This window comes from Rhodobacter aestuarii (assembly GCF_900156655.1).
GTDB classification, from domain to species: domain Bacteria; phylum Pseudomonadota; class Alphaproteobacteria; order Rhodobacterales; family Rhodobacteraceae; genus Rhodobacter; species Rhodobacter aestuarii.
The window spans coordinates 145,579-161,550 of sequence record NZ_FTOG01000001.1 but is presented as its reverse complement, the minus strand read 5'-3'; the positions used below and the strand labels follow the sequence as shown (position 1 = coordinate 161,550).

Here is a 15,972-nt window from a genome sequence, read left to right as displayed (position 1 = left end):
CTCGGCCTGCCCGATGACGCCCAAAACGGTTCATACGCCGTTTTCGCAAAACAAGACGACCCGCCGCGAAGCGCTAGCACTTGCGCTTTCGGCGGGCCTGTCTGCTTTGATCGGTGTGCCCTCCACGGCGCGGGCGCAAAACACCTCGGATGAGGCGGCTTTCGCCTCTCTTGGGGCGTTGCTTGATACGTTCTTGCCCGAAGATGACCTGTCTCCCGCTGCGACAGCGGTCGGGGTTGCCACTGACTTGCGGGCCTTTCTGTCCGCAAATGGCCAACTTGAACAATTGTTCATCATCGCGCTGAACTGGATGGATGGCTTGGCGCAGGTTCCGTTCTGGCAGCTTTCCTTCGCCGAAAGAACCGAGATTCTGACCTATATGTCGGCGGCGGATTACAATCAGATCCCGGGCCGTTTTTATCATATCGCGCGCGCGCTCGCGGTGGAGTTTTACTATGCGACGCCCGAGTCCCTTGCGGGATTGGGGCTGAACCCAAGCCCGCAACCCGAGGGATACCTCCCCCCATGGCGCTAAACGGTTCACACGATGCTGTGGTCATCGGCTCCGGTGCGGGGGGCGCTGCGGCGGCGTGGCAATTGTGTGCGCTTGGGTTGCGCGTGCTTTTGCTGGAAGCGGGACCGGCCTTTGACCCTGTGGTGGACTATCCGCTTGATACGCCGGGCTGGGAGCGCCGCCCGTTTCCGGTCAAATCCGGTAGCCGGGCGCAGGTTTCATGGGGCGATCTTGGAACCCTCGCGCCAGAAGACGAAGATCTGGCGGATTGGTCTCAGGCGGGGTTTCCTTGGCGCCTACCCGCTGGCAGCGCCCGCCCGCCTTTGAACGAAGGCTATTTCCATGTAATGGGCGTGGGCGGCAGCACTTTGCATTTTGTTGGCGAAGCGCACCGCTTTCACCCCGATGCGTTTCGGGCGGGGAGCCTGACCGGAGACGGCGCAGATTGGCCGATCGGCTATGCCGATCTGGAACCCTATTACACGCGCGTCGAACAGATGATTGGCGTCGCCGGCACGCCTGAAGACGGCGGTCGGTGGCGCAGCCAGCCCTACCCCCTTCCCGCGCATCCGCTAAGCCCCGGCGCCCAAGTCCTGTTGGAAGCGGGCAAAAAGATTGGCCAAGGCTGGCAGGTCAATCCGCATTTCACGCTTTCCGAACCCTATGATGATCGCCCCCCGTGCAATTATTGCGGCCAGTGCGCGCGCGGCTGCCCCTTGGGCGACAAAGGATCAACCGATGTCTCTTTGCTGCGAAGAGCGCATGCAACCGGGCGCCTGACGCTGATCCCCAATGCAACGGTGACCCAACTTCATCCCGGGCCGGGGGGGCGCATCGAACGGGCAACGGTGATCGTGGGGGACGTCGCACAGGATGTGGAAACACCGATGGTGTTTCTTGCAGCCGGTGCCGTCCAAACGCCACGGCTTTTGCTGGCTTCGGCAAATAGGGATCATGCAGAGGGTCTTGCGAACGGCTCTGGGCAACTCGGGCGCAATTTCATGGAGACCCTGTCGCTGCGCAGTGTCGGCTTGGCAAAAGCGCCCATCCGCAGCCAGTTTGGCCTTCCCGCCGATGCAATTTGGTGGGGACCGGGGGCGCGAGCCGGGTTTCGGCTGAACCACACCACCTCCGAAACGGGGCTCAATGGCCCGATCGCCTATGCAAACCGCCTGTTGCCGGGCTTTGGAAACGACCTAAAAGCGGCGATGCGGCAGAATTTTGGGGCGGCCATCGCGGTTGGGGCCATCGGCCAAGTGGTTCCCGATGCGCGCTCGCATATTCAGCTTGATCCGCAACTACGCGACGCGTTCGGCCAACCGATCGCGCGGATCTCCTCAGTGCTGACGGCGCAATCTATCGCCCGCCTGCGCGCCATGCGCACGGCAGCGCGCGCCGTTCTGGCCGCCGCCGACACCACGCTTGTTGAGGAAGCAAGCAGCCGAGACACTTTCTCTGCAACGCATGTTTTTGGCACGGCACGTATGGGACGCGAGGCCGAAACCTCTGTGGTCACCCCCCTCTGTCGCGCGCATGACCACGAAAATCTTTGGATCACAGATGCCTCTGTTTTCCCGTCTTCGGGCTTTGGGGAGTCGCCCTCCCTGACCATCATGGCCCTTGCCCTACGCTCCGCGGAAGCTGCTGCGGCATAGAACTGCCAAAGCCCCCCCAACCTTTAGCGCTCGTTCTTCATCCGCCATCCCGGCCCGATCACACGCGCAAACCAACATCTCGGATGTGGATGATTGGCATGCGAAAAAACGTTGGACTGCCCCATGGGCAGTCCAGATCATCAACAACAGATCCTGCCAAACTCAGTTCGAAGCTGCATTCACCGAGGAGACGATCAGCGAAGGCGTGATCGCATTCACCACATTGCCCCAATGGCGCACGGGCTGGGTCGCGACGAAAATCACATCGTTGGCGTGCAGTTCGAACCGGGTGGCCAGAAGCATTGCCGCCGCATTGCGGGCATCAAGGTGCCAAGCGGTGATGGACTCGTATTCCATCGGATCGCTCGAGCCACGCAGAACGTAGATTTCCTTCAGGTTTGAGCGCGCGACATCAAGCCCGCCGCCTGCATCATAGATCGCATCGGCCAGTGTCGCCTTGCGGTCATAGGGCAATGCATAGCGGGTCTGTTTGCTGATTTCGCCGGTGATGTACGCGTAGTCACGCGCCTCAGCGCCCAGTTCGAGCCGTGTCGCGAAGGTATCGCGACGCTCCTGCAATTCGCTGCGGCGCAGGCCGATCTCGGTCTGAAGGGCTTGCAGGCGCGATTGCCGTTCGGCCTGCTTGAACTCGGCCAATTTGATCTGCTCTTCGAAATAGGCCGCCGCTTTATCAAGCTCATAGGCCGTATCGACAAAGAGACTATCCCCCGCCAGAAGCGACATCCGGCCGATTTCGGGCTTCTCGTAGACCGATTTGAGCGGCACTTGGTAAAGCTTGCCGGAGCGGTAAATCCGCACCACCGCCGTATCGAGATCTGCTGATTTCACGCCGCCCACGGCCGCGAGCGCTTCATCAAGATGCAGCGGTTGCAGCGTGACGGGCACGATCCCCGGATTGGAGACATCGCCGCCGATCGCAACTTTCTTCGAATTGAACTCGGTGATTTCAAGCGAGAAGGTCGGATCAATTTGCTTGTCGAGGAAGCGTTGGAACAGCGTTGCTTCCGCGTCATCCACGGTTTGGCCCGCAATTTGCACGCGCCCCACGGTGGGCACGGAGATCGAGCCATCATCTTGCACCGTATAGCCTTGCCGGGCGGTTTGTGCGGCAAGAATGCCGGTCAGTTGTTCCACCGTCGACCCCGCTTGCGGCGTGGCCAGAAGCACCACGTCGCCAATGCCGATCCGGTAGTTGGGCGTGGTCGCGGGCGGCGGCAACCGGGTGTCGAGCCGACCCGGGCGGGTCACACGGTCAAACGCAGCGTCAGGGGCCGCGATTGGCGCCGACATCGAGCCGCTCAACCCTGCCGTTTGCCGAAAATAGCTTGGCAATTCGCGCGGTTGGTAGGGAGCCGCATTCGCCACCATCACCGATTCAGCGGTGAGGGGCAACACCCGCACCTTACCCTCGGCCGAGACCCCGGGCGAGACGGAGGAACTGTGATAGACGACGCCGCAGCCCGACAAGGGGCCAACAAGAACGGTGCCCGAAAGCAGGGCGGTCATGATCAATCGCAAGTGTAACTCCAATCGCAAAACGCTCGGGCGGGACCAGTCTTCAATTACGGACGCAGGGAACCTTACGCAAGGATATCTTGCCTAACAGCGGGCTTGCCCATCGGCTTGATTGTACGATCTCGCCGCGATGCGGCACAACCCAATAATAGTTAAAGAAAGCGACCAATCCGCCGCGGCACTGCGCGGTTATCATCCGCGTTGAGACCGGCGTGTCGCCAACCACCACGCGATCTGTCCCGCCGGGATTGATAGCCACTTGCCACCTTCGCCTAATGAATCAAAAACGCCGCCCCCGAAGGAGCGGCGCGATGTCTTCTCGCAGAGGGAGGTTCAGGGCGTGAAGACGAGTTGAACCTTCACAGCACAGCTGCGATCTGCGGCGACCTTGATCGCCTCGAGCGCCTCGGCCCCGTCGAAGACCTGCGTCACCACCGGGGCGAGGTTGAGCGCGCGGCTGTTGATCAGTTCCACCGCTTGCGCAAACTCGGCATCAAAGCGGTGCGTGCCGATGACGTTAAGCTCTTTCGCCACCAGCATGTTGAAAGGCACCGGCGTGTCGCCCATCACCCCCACCTGCACAATGGTGCCAAGCGGGCGCACGCTGGCAATCGCACTGCGCAGCGCGGGTTGCGCGGCGGAGCATTCAAAGGCGAGATCAAACTGCCCTTTGTTTTCGCCCCAAGGCGCCAAAGCCTCGGCCTCGCGCGCGACATTGATCACCTGCGTCGCGCCGACCTGACGCGCAACCTCCAGCGTGGCATCATGCAGGTCGGTGACAACGATCTCGCGCGCCCCGAAATGACGCGCGAGTGCAACGCAGAGCACTCCAATCGGCCCGGCGCCGGTCACCAGCACGCGTTTGTCGGTCAGATCGCCCGCGACCTCCAAAGCGCGGGTGATCGCGCGGCGGCACACGGCCAAAGGCTCGGCAAGCGCCGCTTCGGTCACTGGCACGCCTTGCGCGATTTTGTGGCATTGGGCCGCGCCAATCACCACGCGGTCGCGCATGAAGCCCTGTTCGTGCGGCAAGAACATGGCCGAGCCTTTAAAGCGCATGTTCAAGCAATGCTGATGCTGGCCTTTGGCGCAGAACTCACATTCCCCGCAGGGGTGCGAGGGGTTCAGCGCGACCACATCGCCCTCGGCCAAGCCCGGCACTCCCTCGCCAAGCGCGACGATGGTCCCCGCCGCCTCATGGCCCAAAATGATCGGCTCGCGCACGCGGATTGTGCCGATGCCGCCTTCGGAATGGTAATGCAGATCGGAGCCGCAAAACCCTACGGCGCCAATAGCGACCATCACCATGCCCGGGCCGGGCGTGGGCATGGGTTCGGTTTCAAGGCGCAGGTCGTTTTGTCCATGCAGCCGGACGATGCGGTTGAGCGCTTGGGTCATCAGGAAAGCCTAGTTGGAGAGAAGATTGGGGAGCCACGTGCTGAAGAAGGGCACGTAAGACACGAGCATCAGCACGATGAGGTTGGTAAGCAGGAACGGCCAAATCGCCTTGGTGATTTGCGCTAGCGAAATTCGCCCAATGCCTGCACAGATGAACAGGCACACCCCCACCGGCGGGGTGGTGAGGCCAATCATCAGGTTTAGCACGGCGAAGGTCGCGAAATGGATCGGGTCAATGCCGACACCTTGCGCCAGCGCGAGTAGCGGCACGAACAAAATGATCAGCGCCGCGATCGTTTCCATGAACATGCCCATGAACAACAGCACGAGGTTGATCAGCAAGATCACCACATATTTGTTCGTCGTGATCGACAGCACCGTTTCTGCGATCATCTGCGGGATGCGCTCAGAAACCAAGATCCAGCCAAACACATTGGCGAGCCCCACCAAGAGCAAGATCGAAGCGGCAGAGACGGCGCTGTCGATCAAGATGCGCGGCACGGCGCTCAGTTTCAGACCACGGTAGATGAAGGCCCCGACGACGAAGGCGTAGATCGAGGCCACAACGGCGGTTTCCGTGGGCGTCGCAAAGCCGGAAAGCATGCCGCCAATGATCAGAAGCGTCATCGACACGGCCCAAAACGCGCCAAGGAAAGCTTTGCCCAACTCGCCAAAGCCTTGCCACGGCTGGCGCGGGAAATTGCGGCGCTGTGCGATGATCCAAGCCGTGATCATCATGGCAACGCCCATCAAAACGCCCGGAAGCGCACCGGCGATGAACATCTTGCCCACCGAAATGCCCGAGAGCGTGCCGACAATGATCATCGGCACCGAGGGTGGAATGATCGGCCCCACGGTTGAAGAGGCGGCGGTGATTGCCGCTGAAAATTCAACCGGATAGCCCGCTTTCTTCATGCCGGGGATCATCATCCCCCCGATTGACGCCGCATCGGCGGCAGCGGTGCCCGAGACACCGCCAAAAAGCATCGAAGCGGCGACGTTGGTCAGCCCCAAACCGCCGCGCATCCAGCCCACCATGGCTTGCGCCAGCCGCACGATGCGGGTGGTGATGCCGCCTTCATTCATCAGGTTCCCCGCAAGGATAAAGCCCGGAATGCACAGCAAAACAAAGGTGTCGATCCCCGCATACATTTTTTGCGGGATCGTCACGAGCGGGATGCCCGCCTCAAGCAGATAGGCGACCGAGGCCACCCCAAGCGTCACCGCAACCGGCACGCCCAAAATCAGGCCGAGCACGAAAACGCCCAGTAGAAGTGCAAGGCCCATCAGATATCCTCCAGATTGTCGGGGCGGCCCTTTTCCGTCCCGGCGAGCATGCCGATCACGCGCAAGGTGGCGACCGTGCCAAGCACCGCCAGCGTCACCAGCGCGGAGGCGTGGATCCAGTTCATGTGAATGCCAAGGGCAGGCGCGGTTTGGCGCGCGCCAATGCGCATGAAGAAGGCCGCAGAGGGCAGTAGCGAAAAGGCGAAGACCGCCGTTAGCGCAGCCGAGAAAAGCCGCAGCCGCCACGGCCAAGGCTCCGGCAGCGCCTCGCAGAAAATATCAACATTGACGAGCGCGCCAGAGCGCAGCCCGAGCCCGGCGCCAAAGGCCACAAGCCACAAAAGCGCAAAGCGGGTCAGTTCTTCGGACCAGATCACCGAGTCGATCACGCCCGAGCGCCCCAAAAGCTGGATCACCACAGCGATGATGATGACAAGAAAAGCGAGCCCGGTGGCGATACGCGCCACCCATGTAAGGCCAAGGCTCAGTGTTTTTATGAGGCGTTGCATCGGGGTTCTCCTGCCCGGTCCGAAAAACGGGGGACGCGATGCGCCCCCCGCTCATGATGCCGGATCGGCTTACTTGTCGAAGAGTTTCTCAACCTCGGGGCGGATCTCATCGGAAACCGAGGACAGAACCGCATCTTTGGCGGCGGCGGCGAAGGCCGGGCCATCCACATCGACGAAGGTCACGCCAAGCGCTTCGAGTTCCCCCACGAGTTGGGCTTCTTGCGCGGTGAAAAGCTCGCGCTCATAGGCTTGCGCCGCGGCGGCCGCATCCATGACGGCGGCTTGATCTTCGGCCGAGAGTTTTTCCCACGAAAGTTCCGAAATCGTCAGATAGATCCACGAACGCACATGCTCGGTCTTGTTGATGTATTTCTGAACTTCGTTGAAGTTGGCCGATTTGATCAGCGCGAGCGGGTTCTCTTGCGCCTCGATGGTGCCGTTTTGAAGCGAGGTGAAGACTTCCGAGAAGGCCATCGGCGTCGGGTTCGCGCCAAGCGCTTTCCAAACGTTGAGGAACAGCGGCACGTTCGGCACGCGCATTTTCAGCCCATCAAGCTCGGCGGGCGAGGTGATCGGACGGTTCGAGGTCAGATCGCGCGGCCCACGGGCGAAGTAGGCAATCGGGCGGATGCCGACGTTTTCAACGATCTGCGCTTCGATCCGGTCGCCGAGTTCACCCGAGGCGATGGCATCCATTTCTTCAAGCGAGCCATAGGCATAGGGCACGGCGAGCAGCGCGGCCATCGGCGCCCAGTTTTGCAGCGATTCCCCGGTGATCGTCATATCGGCCGTGCCAAGCTGCATGCCGTTGATGACGTCCATCTCTTTGCCGAGCGTTTCGTTCGGATACACTTCCACAGCCACACGGCCTTCGGTGCGCGCAGCGACTTCTTCGGCAAATTTCACCGAGGCGAGGTGCCAGGTGTTTTGCTCGTTCGCCGGGTGACCCAGCTTGAGCGTGACATCTTGCGCAAAGGCCGCAGCCGAAAGGGCTGCAGTGGCAAGGCTGGCTGCCAGCAGGGTCTTAAGCGATTTGGCGACGGTCATGGTTTCCTCCCTTGGGTCGCTTCGGGGTCTGGCCGGAGTGGCCGGTTTTGGCTCAGGTCAGGGTTATTGTCCTGAGGTTCGAAAAACTGCGGGCAGGCTTCGCGGATCGCGGGCAGGTCCGACAGGATCATTTGCAAGTGGTGGCGGATGGCGCCTTCGGCGGCGTTCGGGTCGCGTGCGTCAATCGCCTCCACCACGGCGGTATGCTGGGTCACAAGGTGATCGACGGGCATCCGCGCGGTGGTCAACTGGCGCACACGGTCAAGCTGCGACTTCACCCCATCAATCACGCCCCAAGCGCTGGGGCGCCCTGCCCCTTCGGCCAAGGTGCGGTGGAACAGATCGTCGAGCGTGACGAAAACCGCCGGATCATCACCGCGCGCGCGTTTTTGCGCTTCGAGCTGGCTGCGCAATTCTTCGACCAAACCGGGGGCCGGCGCACGGGCACAGGCTTTGACGATATCCGCCTCAATCGCTTCCCGGACGAAACGGGAATCCAGCACGTTGGCGATATTGATCTTGCGCACGAAGGTGCCGCGCTGCGGGCGCACCTCCACCAAACCCTCTTCGGCGAGTTTGATGAACACTTCCCGCACAGGCTGGCGGCTCACACCGTAGCGCAAGCCGATTTCGGATTCAGAAAGCCGCATACCGGGCTCTAAAGCATTGGAAACGATAGACCAGCGGATCAGCCGCGCCAACTGCGGCCCTACAGGCGCAGTCGGGTCTAGGCGTGCCGGGTCGGGGCGCGTCTTGGTCATTCTCTCCTCCTGAGGCAGACCATGCGCCATACTTCCATACTAGTCAACACATTCCCCAGCGTGCTAGGAAAAGCGCGAGGAACGCCCCATCCGGGCGGTGACATAGGGGAGGAGAAGACATGCGTCAGACCTGGCGTTGGTTTGGGCCGCAAGACCGTGTGAGCATTGATGATATGATGCAAGCCGGGGTCGAAGGCGTGGTTTCGGCGCTCCATCATGTGCCGACTGGAACGGTCTGGACCCCCGAAGAAATTGCCCGCCGCCAAGCTGAAATTGCCACCCGGCGCGATGGCCGCCCCTCCGGACTGAACTGGGAAGTGGTCGAATCCCTGCCCGTGTCGGAAGACATCAAAAAACAGCAAGGCGATTGGAAAGCCCATATCGCCGCGTGGAAAACCTCGATGCAGAACCTGCACGCCGCCGGGATCGAGGTGATCTGCTATAATTTCATGCCGGTCTTGGATTGGACACGCACCAATCTGGCGTGGGAGCGCCCCAACGGCGCGCGTTGCATGCGCTTTGATCTGATCGACTTCGCCGCGTTCGATATTCATATCCTCGCGCGCAAAGGCGCTGCCGAAAGCTTCCCGCCCGAAGTGGTTGAAGCGGCGCAAAAACGTTTTGCAGAGATGACCGAAGCCGAGAAAACCTTGATCGCGGGGAATGTCGTCTTTGGTCTGCCGGGCGCGGCAGAGCGATTCACGCTGGAAGATGTGCGTGCGCATCTGGCCGAATATGATGCGATTTCAGAGCCGCAATTGCAGCGCCACATGATCGACTTCCTCTCTGAGGTCGCGCCGCTTGCGCAAGAACTGTGCATGCGGTTGTGCTGCCACCCCGATGATCCGCCCTTCCCGCTTCTGGGCCTGCCCCGGATCATGTCGAGCGAGGCGCATTACCGCACCATTCTAGAGGCTGTCGATCTGCCCGCAAACGGGGTCACGCTGTGCACCGGCTCACTCGGCGCGCGGCCTGACAATGACCCGGTGAAGATCTTTGAGGCTTTGGCGGACCGGGTGCATTTCTTGCATCTGCGCAATGTCCGGATCGAGGGCACGGCGGTGATGAACTCCTTCTTTGAGGATGAGCATCTGAGCGGGCACACCGACATGGTGGCAATGATGCGCGCCGTGGTGGCGGAGGAAGCGCGGCGGCGCGACGCTGGGCGGACAGATTGGTCGATCCCGATGCGGCCCGACCACGGGCAAGACATTCTCGATGACATTGGCCGCGAAGCGCAGCCCGGTTACCCCGCGATTGGTCGCCTGAAAGGCCTCGCAGAACTGCGCGGCCTCTACCACGCCTTCACGCGCGCGAGCGCCTAAGAAGGCCGATCCTTCAAGCGCGGCAGCGGGCGCCATAGACCCTGCGCTGCCGCGGCTTTGTGGATATTGGCAAGGCCCCTACTCTCCCCTAGCCTCGCTCTGCGCTGGGGAAGGATACCGTTTATGAAAACCTTGATCGCGGTTCCGGCGTTCAACAGGCTTGATCGCCTGCGCGACACGATGAGCACGGTGTTTGAACTCGACGGTCTCACCCATGCGGATGTGGTGATTTTCAATGATGGCAGCACAGATTACAGCCATAGCGACCTTACGCAAGAATTCGCCCCGCAGGCACAGATCGTCTCTTCGCCCACCAACAGCGGTCGTGCGGATTTCGCGGTTCATGCGATTTTCAATCATTTCGCACAGAGCGGCTACCAGCGCCTGTTTCTGTGCGACAGCGATCTGATCGTTTCCTCTTCTGCGCTTACCTTTGTGGACGCGCATTTTTCCCAAACCGAGGGCATTCTGTCTTTGCTCAACGCCTCGGCCCATCCAGCCTACGCCTCAACGGATGCCACCGACATGGTTGTCAAACACAGTATTGGCTTTGCAGGAACCGTTTGGTCGCAAGAGGTGGTTGCCGAGGTTCTGCGCCATGTTCCCCAATCAACCTGTTATGATTGGGACATCTGTACCTACATGCGCGGAAGGCGGAAAATCTACTGCGCCGCAAAATCTCAGGTTCAGCATTTTGGCACGCATGGGCAGAACTCCACCGGCAGTTCCTTCGATTTTGGTGAAGGCTTCACACCAACCGGTCAGGCCGCCATTTCGCGATCGCTCGCCAATCTGGAGCGCCTTGTCTTTGAATTGAAAGCGCAAACACAGCAGCACACCGCCGAGACTACCGCGCTGAGGAAACAACTGCGAAGACGGGCCAAGCTACAGGCACTCGGGCTGGCTCTAGGCGCCACCGCAATCACAGCCGTGGCGCTTTGGGGAACCCTTTAAAGCTGAACAGTCCCCGCTGATCTCCGGCGTTTTAGCCCGTTGTCCCACCACCGATGACATGGCAGGGAAACAGGAACGGGGCCTCGACCTTGGGCAGTTCTTCGCCCTTCAAGAGCCGGTCCATCATATCCACGGCATTTTGCGTGATCTGCTCCAAGGGTTGGGCAATCGTGTAGCTCATGTCCCCCCGGGTGATGCGCTCTTGGGCCTCGAAAGTGCCATCAAAGCCGCCAATGATCACGAATTGCGCCCGATCATAATTCGCAAGCGCATCAATTGCGCCAAGCGCCATCGTATCATTGGCCGAGAGCACGCCATCAAAATGCGCCCCGGTTTCAAGCAATGCAGAGACTTTCCGAAACGCGGTCTGTCTGTCCCAGCCCGCGCTCATCGCTTTCAACCGCTGCAATTTGGGGTATTCCGGCAAAACCGATTCAAACCCTTGGCGGCGCAGTTGTGAATTCAGATCGCTATCGGGGCCATCCAACTGCACGAATGTGCCCGCCCCCTGCATTTCGGTCACGAATTGCTGCGCAGCCAACCGCCCGCAAGCCTCGTTGTCTGACAGAAATTGCGCCGTAACGCTGGCAGAGTTCAGCTTGGCATTGAGCACAAAAACCGGGACACCGCGCGCGACCACCTCGTCCACTGCGCGGGCCGAATTTTCCAGATGCGCAGGGTCCAGTAAAATCGCGGCACTGCCGCTTTCGACTGCACGCTGAAGCAAGGCCGTTTCCGTGGTCAAATCACCCGAATGCGCAAAAACACGCACGTCATAGCCCAGTTTCCGCGCGTAGCGTTTTGCCAATTCCCCCTCTTCGAACCAGAACTCGTTCGAGGGTTCATTGACGATGATCGAGATTTCAACGGCCCTCACCGGGGCGGCAAAAACCGCTGCACAGGCCAGCACCGAAGCAAAGAAAAACTGCCGCATGGTCCCCCCTAGGCCGATTTTGCAAGGTTTTGGGCGGTATCAAGCACCCGTACAAAATTGCCGAAACTGCGCCGCAAGGCATCGGCATAAGACAAGGCCATGATCCGCGATGGCTCTGCGGCGCGCGCCTCCGCTTCGAGCAACTCGGCCACTTCCGCCATCGCCATCGCCCCAACCATTTTTGAAGAGCTTTTCAACGTGTGCGCGACGAGCCGGACATTGTCATAATTGCGGGCGTCAATGTCGAAGTCGATCGCGCCCAACTGCCCCGGTACACCATCTAGGAATGTCTGCAAAAGCTGCACGAAAGCCTCTCCCAACATCTCTTTCGTTTCAAGCATCACCGCAGTGGCAACGATCTCGGCGCGCGGGCGATATTCGGGGAGTGTCTCTTCCTTCGTCGCTTCGGGCGCAGCTTGCACGGCGTTGCCCTCCAATTCATCGAGGGTTTCTAACCCTGTCAGCGCGGGGGGCGGCTCCGCCACGGGCACCGCAGGCGGTATGTCGTCATCGTCGATCAGCACCTTCTGCGCGTCGATGGGTTCCACAAGCATCGGGGGCTGTGGCGGCGGGGCTTCCGGTTCTTGAGCTTCAGGTTTTGCAGGGGATTTCGCTCTCCAGCCGCGCAAAAGCTCTTTGAATTTGGCTTCCACATCGCCTTGGCGCACAGGCTTGGAGAGGAAAGAATCCATTCCCGCGGCGAGGCATTTTTCACGGTCGCCTTTTTGTGCATTGGCGGTGAGCGCAATGATCGGACGGCGCTTCACCCGCCGCTCCTGCATTGCCTCGCGCAGTTTTCGCGCCGTCTCATAGCCATCCATGATCGGCATCTGACAATCGAGCAAAATTACATCCCAGTCGGCCCCAGAGCCAAAAGTCTCAATCGCCTCTTGCCCATTCCATGCCGTACCAACCTCGCAGCCCATTTTGCCCAAAAGCGAGGTGCCATACATCTGGTTGACCTTGTCGTCATCCACCAGCAGCACCCGGAGCCCGTCATACCGCACTTTCGGCGGTTGGATCGGCTGGGTCATCGCCGTGTCGGGGCCAGAACTAAAGAACCAATGCTGGAAGGCAGAGGCGATATTTTGTGTCAGGGTCACCGCCGTATGCGGCGAGGCCACAAAGAAATCCGCCGCCGCTTGTTCTTCTTTGCTCAAGGGTTGCGTGTTCCGCACCGAAGAGCGGACGATCGCGATTTTAATCTTGGAGAATTCTTCACGCCCGGCGCAGTAAGCGCGGATCGCAGCGGCGGTTGGCGCATCGCCCGCCAAAACAAGACCGATGGGCTCGTTCCGTTCCAACGCGCCCTCCAAAACATGCCGCGCCGCATCGACCGTGAACGCGCTGATCGGCTGTGCGCCCACTGTTTCAAGCTCGATGATCGCTGCCAACCTGCGCGGCGTATCGGGCATCACCACCAGCATGTTTTGCAGCCCCAGAATGCAGCGCTCCTTACGCAATACCGGGGTGTGGGTGTCGGCCTCAAGCCGCAGTTCAAACCCAAAGGCCGACCCTTTTCCAACTTCCGAACGCACACGAATGTCGCTGTCCATTGCCAGAAGCATTTCGCGCGTGATCGCAAGCCCAAGCCCGGTGCCCCCATAATTGCGCGTGGTCGAACTATCGGCCTGCTCAAAGGGTTTGAAGATCGTCTCCAGCCGCTCAGCCGGAATACCAACACCGGTATCTTCCACGGTGAACCGGAACACCGCACGCTCATTGCTGTCTTTCTCGATCACATCCACCCGCAGCGTGACGCTGCCCTCATTGGTGAATTTGATCGCGTTTGACATCAGATTGGTCAGGATTTGGCGCAGCTTCATATCGTCCACCTGCACCGAGATACAGGCGTCCAACGGCATAATTGCCACCAATTCGATCTGTTTATCTGAGGCCAACACGCCAACGGCATTGATCACATTCGAAACCAATTCCCCCAGATCCATGATCTGCGGGTCCAACACCACTTCGCGGGCCTCAATCTTGGAAAAGTCGAGGATCTGGTTGATCAGCGCCAGCAGGTTCTCGGCCGAATGGTTTAGCGTTTGCACATTCCTGCGTTGCTCGTCATCCAACTTGGTATCAAGCAACAAATCCGACATGCCGATGATCCCGTTGAGCGGCGTGCGCATCTCGTGGCTCATCGTCGCCAAAAAACGGGTCTTTTGATAATTCGCCTCGGCCGAGATTTGCGCCGCTTTGCGGCTCAACCGGATTTGGCGCAGCGTCAGATAAGCCGAGGCCGACAAAAGCACCATCATGGCGATAAAAACCAATTGGTTCGCGAGCTTCTCTTCGACGAAAAAGGTCCCAAACGGCGTGTTTTCATATTGCACCGCAAGCGAAAACGTCATCGGGCCTTCGGTGAGGGTCAGCGGTTCTTCTGCGCTGAAACCGGGCATCCGTGCATGCCGGAAAAGCGTTGTCTCTCCACTCTCTTCAACCAGTGCCACACGCGTGATCCAGCTTTCCAGCGGCAGCGAGGCAAACAGCAAGAACCGCCGAATGCTGAAGGTGGCAAAGACAATCCCCTTTTCGTCGCCGTTATGGGAGCTGGTGGAGACTTGGCGCAAAAGCGTGACCAGATCGGTATTCGCGCTTTGCTCGGCCAAAACGCCGCCCACAAGCACATCACGCTGAAGGCCGCGCCCGGCCTCAACATCTTCCAATAGCTTCCGAACTTGGGGGCTTAAGTCTTTCATTTCGAATGTTGGCGCGTTCGGCATATTGCCAACCATCATGATCGGCCCGCTCCCCGCACTGGGCAGCCAACCATAGCCATGCGCAAAATCGGTCCCATGCGCGACAGCTACGGCAGAAAACGCCTCAAACTCTTCTAAGGTCACCTCATGCGACGACATAATGAGGGAACGCAGGGCCAAAACCCGCCCGGATGATTTTTGAAAAGGGTCTTCAAGCTGCTTCGATATTTCTTCTGAAATATGAACGTTCTGACCTGCTACATATTCCTCGTAATCGGCTCGTAAAAAGTAGACATTCAAGCCAACAATCGTCAACACACCCAATACGGCGACCAAGGACCAACGCAACCACCATGTATCGGCGTATTTTCCTTTATTTGTCGCAGCGCCAGCAAGGCCTTCAGAAAAGGGCATCGAACCGCCTCACCACTCAAAAGTCGCATTATACCGCATGAAAGCGATGGCGCGGTTCCCGGCCTCGTTGAATTTTAAATCATCGAAAGCCATGGCTTTTGCTCGCGCGATGCCCCGACCATGCGATGCACTTGAACGCGACAGGTCCAGCGTCGTAAATTCGCTCCAATTGAAGCCCGCGCCCGGGTCATCGACGATCAGCATCATCCCATCGTCCCGGCGCGAAATCGCGGCGGTTGCGCGGGTATCGGGGTTCTGGATCAGCCGTTCCTTGATGCTCTGCGAAAGCTGCCCTTCCTCAAGCAACCGCCCCTTTTCCTCAAAACCGATCGCGCAAATCCCATGCTCTACCGCATTGAGCAAAAGCGCCCCAATGCCATCGACACTGCGATCAGGATCCGGAAAATAATTCGCGATGGTGGCGGCCAAGGCCGTGGCTTCGCGCGGGGTGCGAAACGTCCATTTCGCGGCTTCGCACAGGTCAAAGCCAACTTGCGGCACAGTTTCATGCACGAGGGCGGTGCTTTCGCTTGCCTGCCGCAAAGCTGCCGCCAGAACCGAAGACAAAACGCCCACATGCGCCGGCTTGTGCAAGTAGTAAAAGACCCCCGCATCAATGCCTTCGCGGATTTCTTTCGGATCATCTGAACCCGTCACCATAATCACGGGAATCCGAGCGAACTGCTTCTTTTCTTTCAGGTGATGGACGACATCCATGCCGCTCAAGCCGGGCATTTGTCGATCCAGCAACAAAACTTGCGGCACAGAGCCCTGCTCCATCATCTCAAGCGCCGCCGAACCGCTGGTGGCCGTAAGCGTTTGATAGCCAAGCTTCTTGAGAAGCTCGGAAATCATCAACAATGCCACAGGATCATCATCCACCGCCATAATGGTGGAGGCGACCTTAAAGCTCTCTGATCCTGCTTCCAACAT

14 protein-coding genes are annotated in these 15,972 nt (G+C 59.7%); 4 read left to right on the top strand and 10 right to left on the bottom strand.

Features of this window, described 5'->3' with window-relative positions; translation table 11 throughout:
- The first annotated feature begins 13 nt into the window (after positions 1–13).
- Entirely contained in the window at positions 14–535 is a 522-nt protein-coding gene (locus BW967_RS00660; protein WP_076483113.1) for a gluconate 2-dehydrogenase subunit 3 family protein, read from the top strand.
- The gene (locus tag BW967_RS00655) at positions 526–2,169 is read left to right on the top strand and encodes a GMC oxidoreductase (RefSeq protein WP_076483112.1); all 1,644 of its coding nucleotides are present in this window, start codon (positions 526–528) and stop codon (positions 2,167–2,169) included. The genes BW967_RS00660 and BW967_RS00655 overlap by 10 nt, the downstream gene beginning before the upstream one ends.
- Before the next feature lie 162 nt (positions 2,170–2,331).
- On the opposite strand, the gene BW967_RS00650 is transcribed toward BW967_RS00655, so the two are convergent.
- The 7 genes from BW967_RS00650 to BW967_RS00625 form a co-directional block, all read right to left on the bottom strand.
- On the bottom strand, positions 2,332–3,708 hold the full coding sequence (locus tag BW967_RS00650; protein ID WP_394329250.1) for a polysaccharide biosynthesis/export family protein: 1,377 nt from the start codon (positions 3,706–3,708) through the stop codon (positions 2,332–2,334).
- A 40-nt stretch (positions 3,709–3,748) separates the two neighbouring features.
- Entirely contained in the window at positions 3,749–3,964 is a 216-nt protein-coding gene (locus BW967_RS19075) for a YjbF family lipoprotein (protein WP_175610403.1), read from the bottom strand.
- Between the two features lie 74 nt (positions 3,965–4,038).
- On the bottom strand, positions 4,039–5,103 hold the full coding sequence (locus BW967_RS00645; RefSeq protein WP_076483111.1) for an L-idonate 5-dehydrogenase: 1,065 nt from the start codon (positions 5,101–5,103) through the stop codon (positions 4,039–4,041).
- A 9-nt stretch (positions 5,104–5,112) separates the two neighbouring features.
- Positions 5,113–6,390, bottom strand: coding sequence for a TRAP transporter large permease (locus BW967_RS00640; RefSeq protein ID WP_076483110.1), 1,278 nt, complete (start codon positions 6,388–6,390; stop codon positions 5,113–5,115).
- Complete coding sequence (locus tag BW967_RS00635; protein WP_076483109.1) at positions 6,390–6,899, bottom strand: TRAP transporter small permease; 510 nt, start codon at positions 6,897–6,899, stop codon at positions 6,390–6,392. The genes BW967_RS00640 and BW967_RS00635 overlap by 1 nt, the downstream gene beginning before the upstream one ends.
- Before the next feature lie 69 nt (positions 6,900–6,968).
- Complete coding sequence (locus BW967_RS00630) at positions 6,969–7,946, bottom strand: TRAP transporter substrate-binding protein (protein WP_076483108.1); 978 nt, start codon at positions 7,944–7,946, stop codon at positions 6,969–6,971.
- A complete protein-coding gene (locus BW967_RS00625) occupies positions 7,943–8,707 on the bottom strand; it encodes a GntR family transcriptional regulator (RefSeq protein WP_076483107.1) in 765 nt (254 codons plus the stop codon). The genes BW967_RS00630 and BW967_RS00625 overlap by 4 nt, the downstream gene beginning before the upstream one ends.
- 119 nt (positions 8,708–8,826) lie before the next feature.
- Between BW967_RS00625 and uxuA the strand changes: the two genes are divergently transcribed.
- On the top strand, positions 8,827–10,032 hold the full coding sequence (gene uxuA, locus BW967_RS00620; protein WP_076483106.1) for a mannonate dehydratase: 1,206 nt from the start codon (positions 8,827–8,829) through the stop codon (positions 10,030–10,032).
- A 123-nt stretch (positions 10,033–10,155) separates the two neighbouring features.
- Positions 10,156–10,986, top strand: a complete 831-nt coding sequence (locus tag BW967_RS00615) for a glycosyltransferase family 2 protein (RefSeq protein ID WP_076483105.1) — start codon at positions 10,156–10,158, stop codon at positions 10,984–10,986.
- 31 nt (positions 10,987–11,017) lie between these two features.
- Here BW967_RS00615 and BW967_RS00610 read toward each other — a convergent pair whose 3' ends face one another.
- The 3 genes from BW967_RS00610 to BW967_RS00600 all read right to left on the bottom strand — a co-directional run bounded on the left by BW967_RS00610 (position 11,018) and on the right by BW967_RS00600 (position 15,972).
- A complete protein-coding gene (locus BW967_RS00610) occupies positions 11,018–11,920 on the bottom strand; it encodes a D-ribose ABC transporter substrate-binding protein (protein WP_076483104.1) in 903 nt (300 codons plus the stop codon).
- Positions 11,921–11,928: 8 nt separating this feature from the next.
- Positions 11,929–14,805: a hybrid sensor histidine kinase/response regulator gene (locus BW967_RS00605; RefSeq protein WP_175610402.1), complete on the bottom strand. Its 2,877-nt coding sequence runs from the start codon at positions 14,803–14,805 to the stop codon at positions 11,929–11,931.
- A 243-nt stretch (positions 14,806–15,048) separates the two neighbouring features.
- Complete coding sequence (locus tag BW967_RS00600) at positions 15,049–15,972, bottom strand: response regulator (RefSeq protein ID WP_083951834.1); 924 nt, start codon at positions 15,970–15,972, stop codon at positions 15,049–15,051.

Coding starts and splice junctions, on each gene's coding strand:
- BW967_RS00615 (WP_076483105.1), top strand. CDS start 10,156: ATGAAAACCTTGATCGCGGTTCCGGCGTTCAACAGGCTTGATCGCCTG.
- BW967_RS00640 (WP_076483110.1), bottom strand. CDS start 6,390: ATGGGCCTTGCACTTCTACTGGGCGTTTTCGTGCTCGGCCTGATTTTG.
- BW967_RS00635 (WP_076483109.1), bottom strand. CDS start 6,899: ATGCAACGCCTCATAAAAACACTGAGCCTTGGCCTTACATGGGTGGCG.
- BW967_RS00660 (WP_076483113.1), top strand. CDS start 14: ATGACGCCCAAAACGGTTCATACGCCGTTTTCGCAAAACAAGACGACC.
- BW967_RS00610 (WP_076483104.1), bottom strand. CDS start 11,920: ATGCGGCAGTTTTTCTTTGCTTCGGTGCTGGCCTGTGCAGCGGTTTTT.
- uxuA (WP_076483106.1), top strand. CDS start 8,827: ATGCGTCAGACCTGGCGTTGGTTTGGGCCGCAAGACCGTGTGAGCATT.
- BW967_RS00630 (WP_076483108.1), bottom strand. CDS start 7,946: ATGACCGTCGCCAAATCGCTTAAGACCCTGCTGGCAGCCAGCCTTGCC.
- BW967_RS00655 (WP_076483112.1), top strand. CDS start 526: ATGGCGCTAAACGGTTCACACGATGCTGTGGTCATCGGCTCCGGTGCG.
- BW967_RS00600 (WP_083951834.1), bottom strand. CDS start 15,972: ATGTTGGAAGCAGGATCAGAGAGCTTTAAGGTCGCCTCCACCATTATG.
- BW967_RS00645 (WP_076483111.1), bottom strand. CDS start 5,103: ATGACCCAAGCGCTCAACCGCATCGTCCGGCTGCATGGACAAAACGAC.
- BW967_RS00625 (WP_076483107.1), bottom strand. CDS start 8,707: ATGACCAAGACGCGCCCCGACCCGGCACGCCTAGACCCGACTGCGCCT.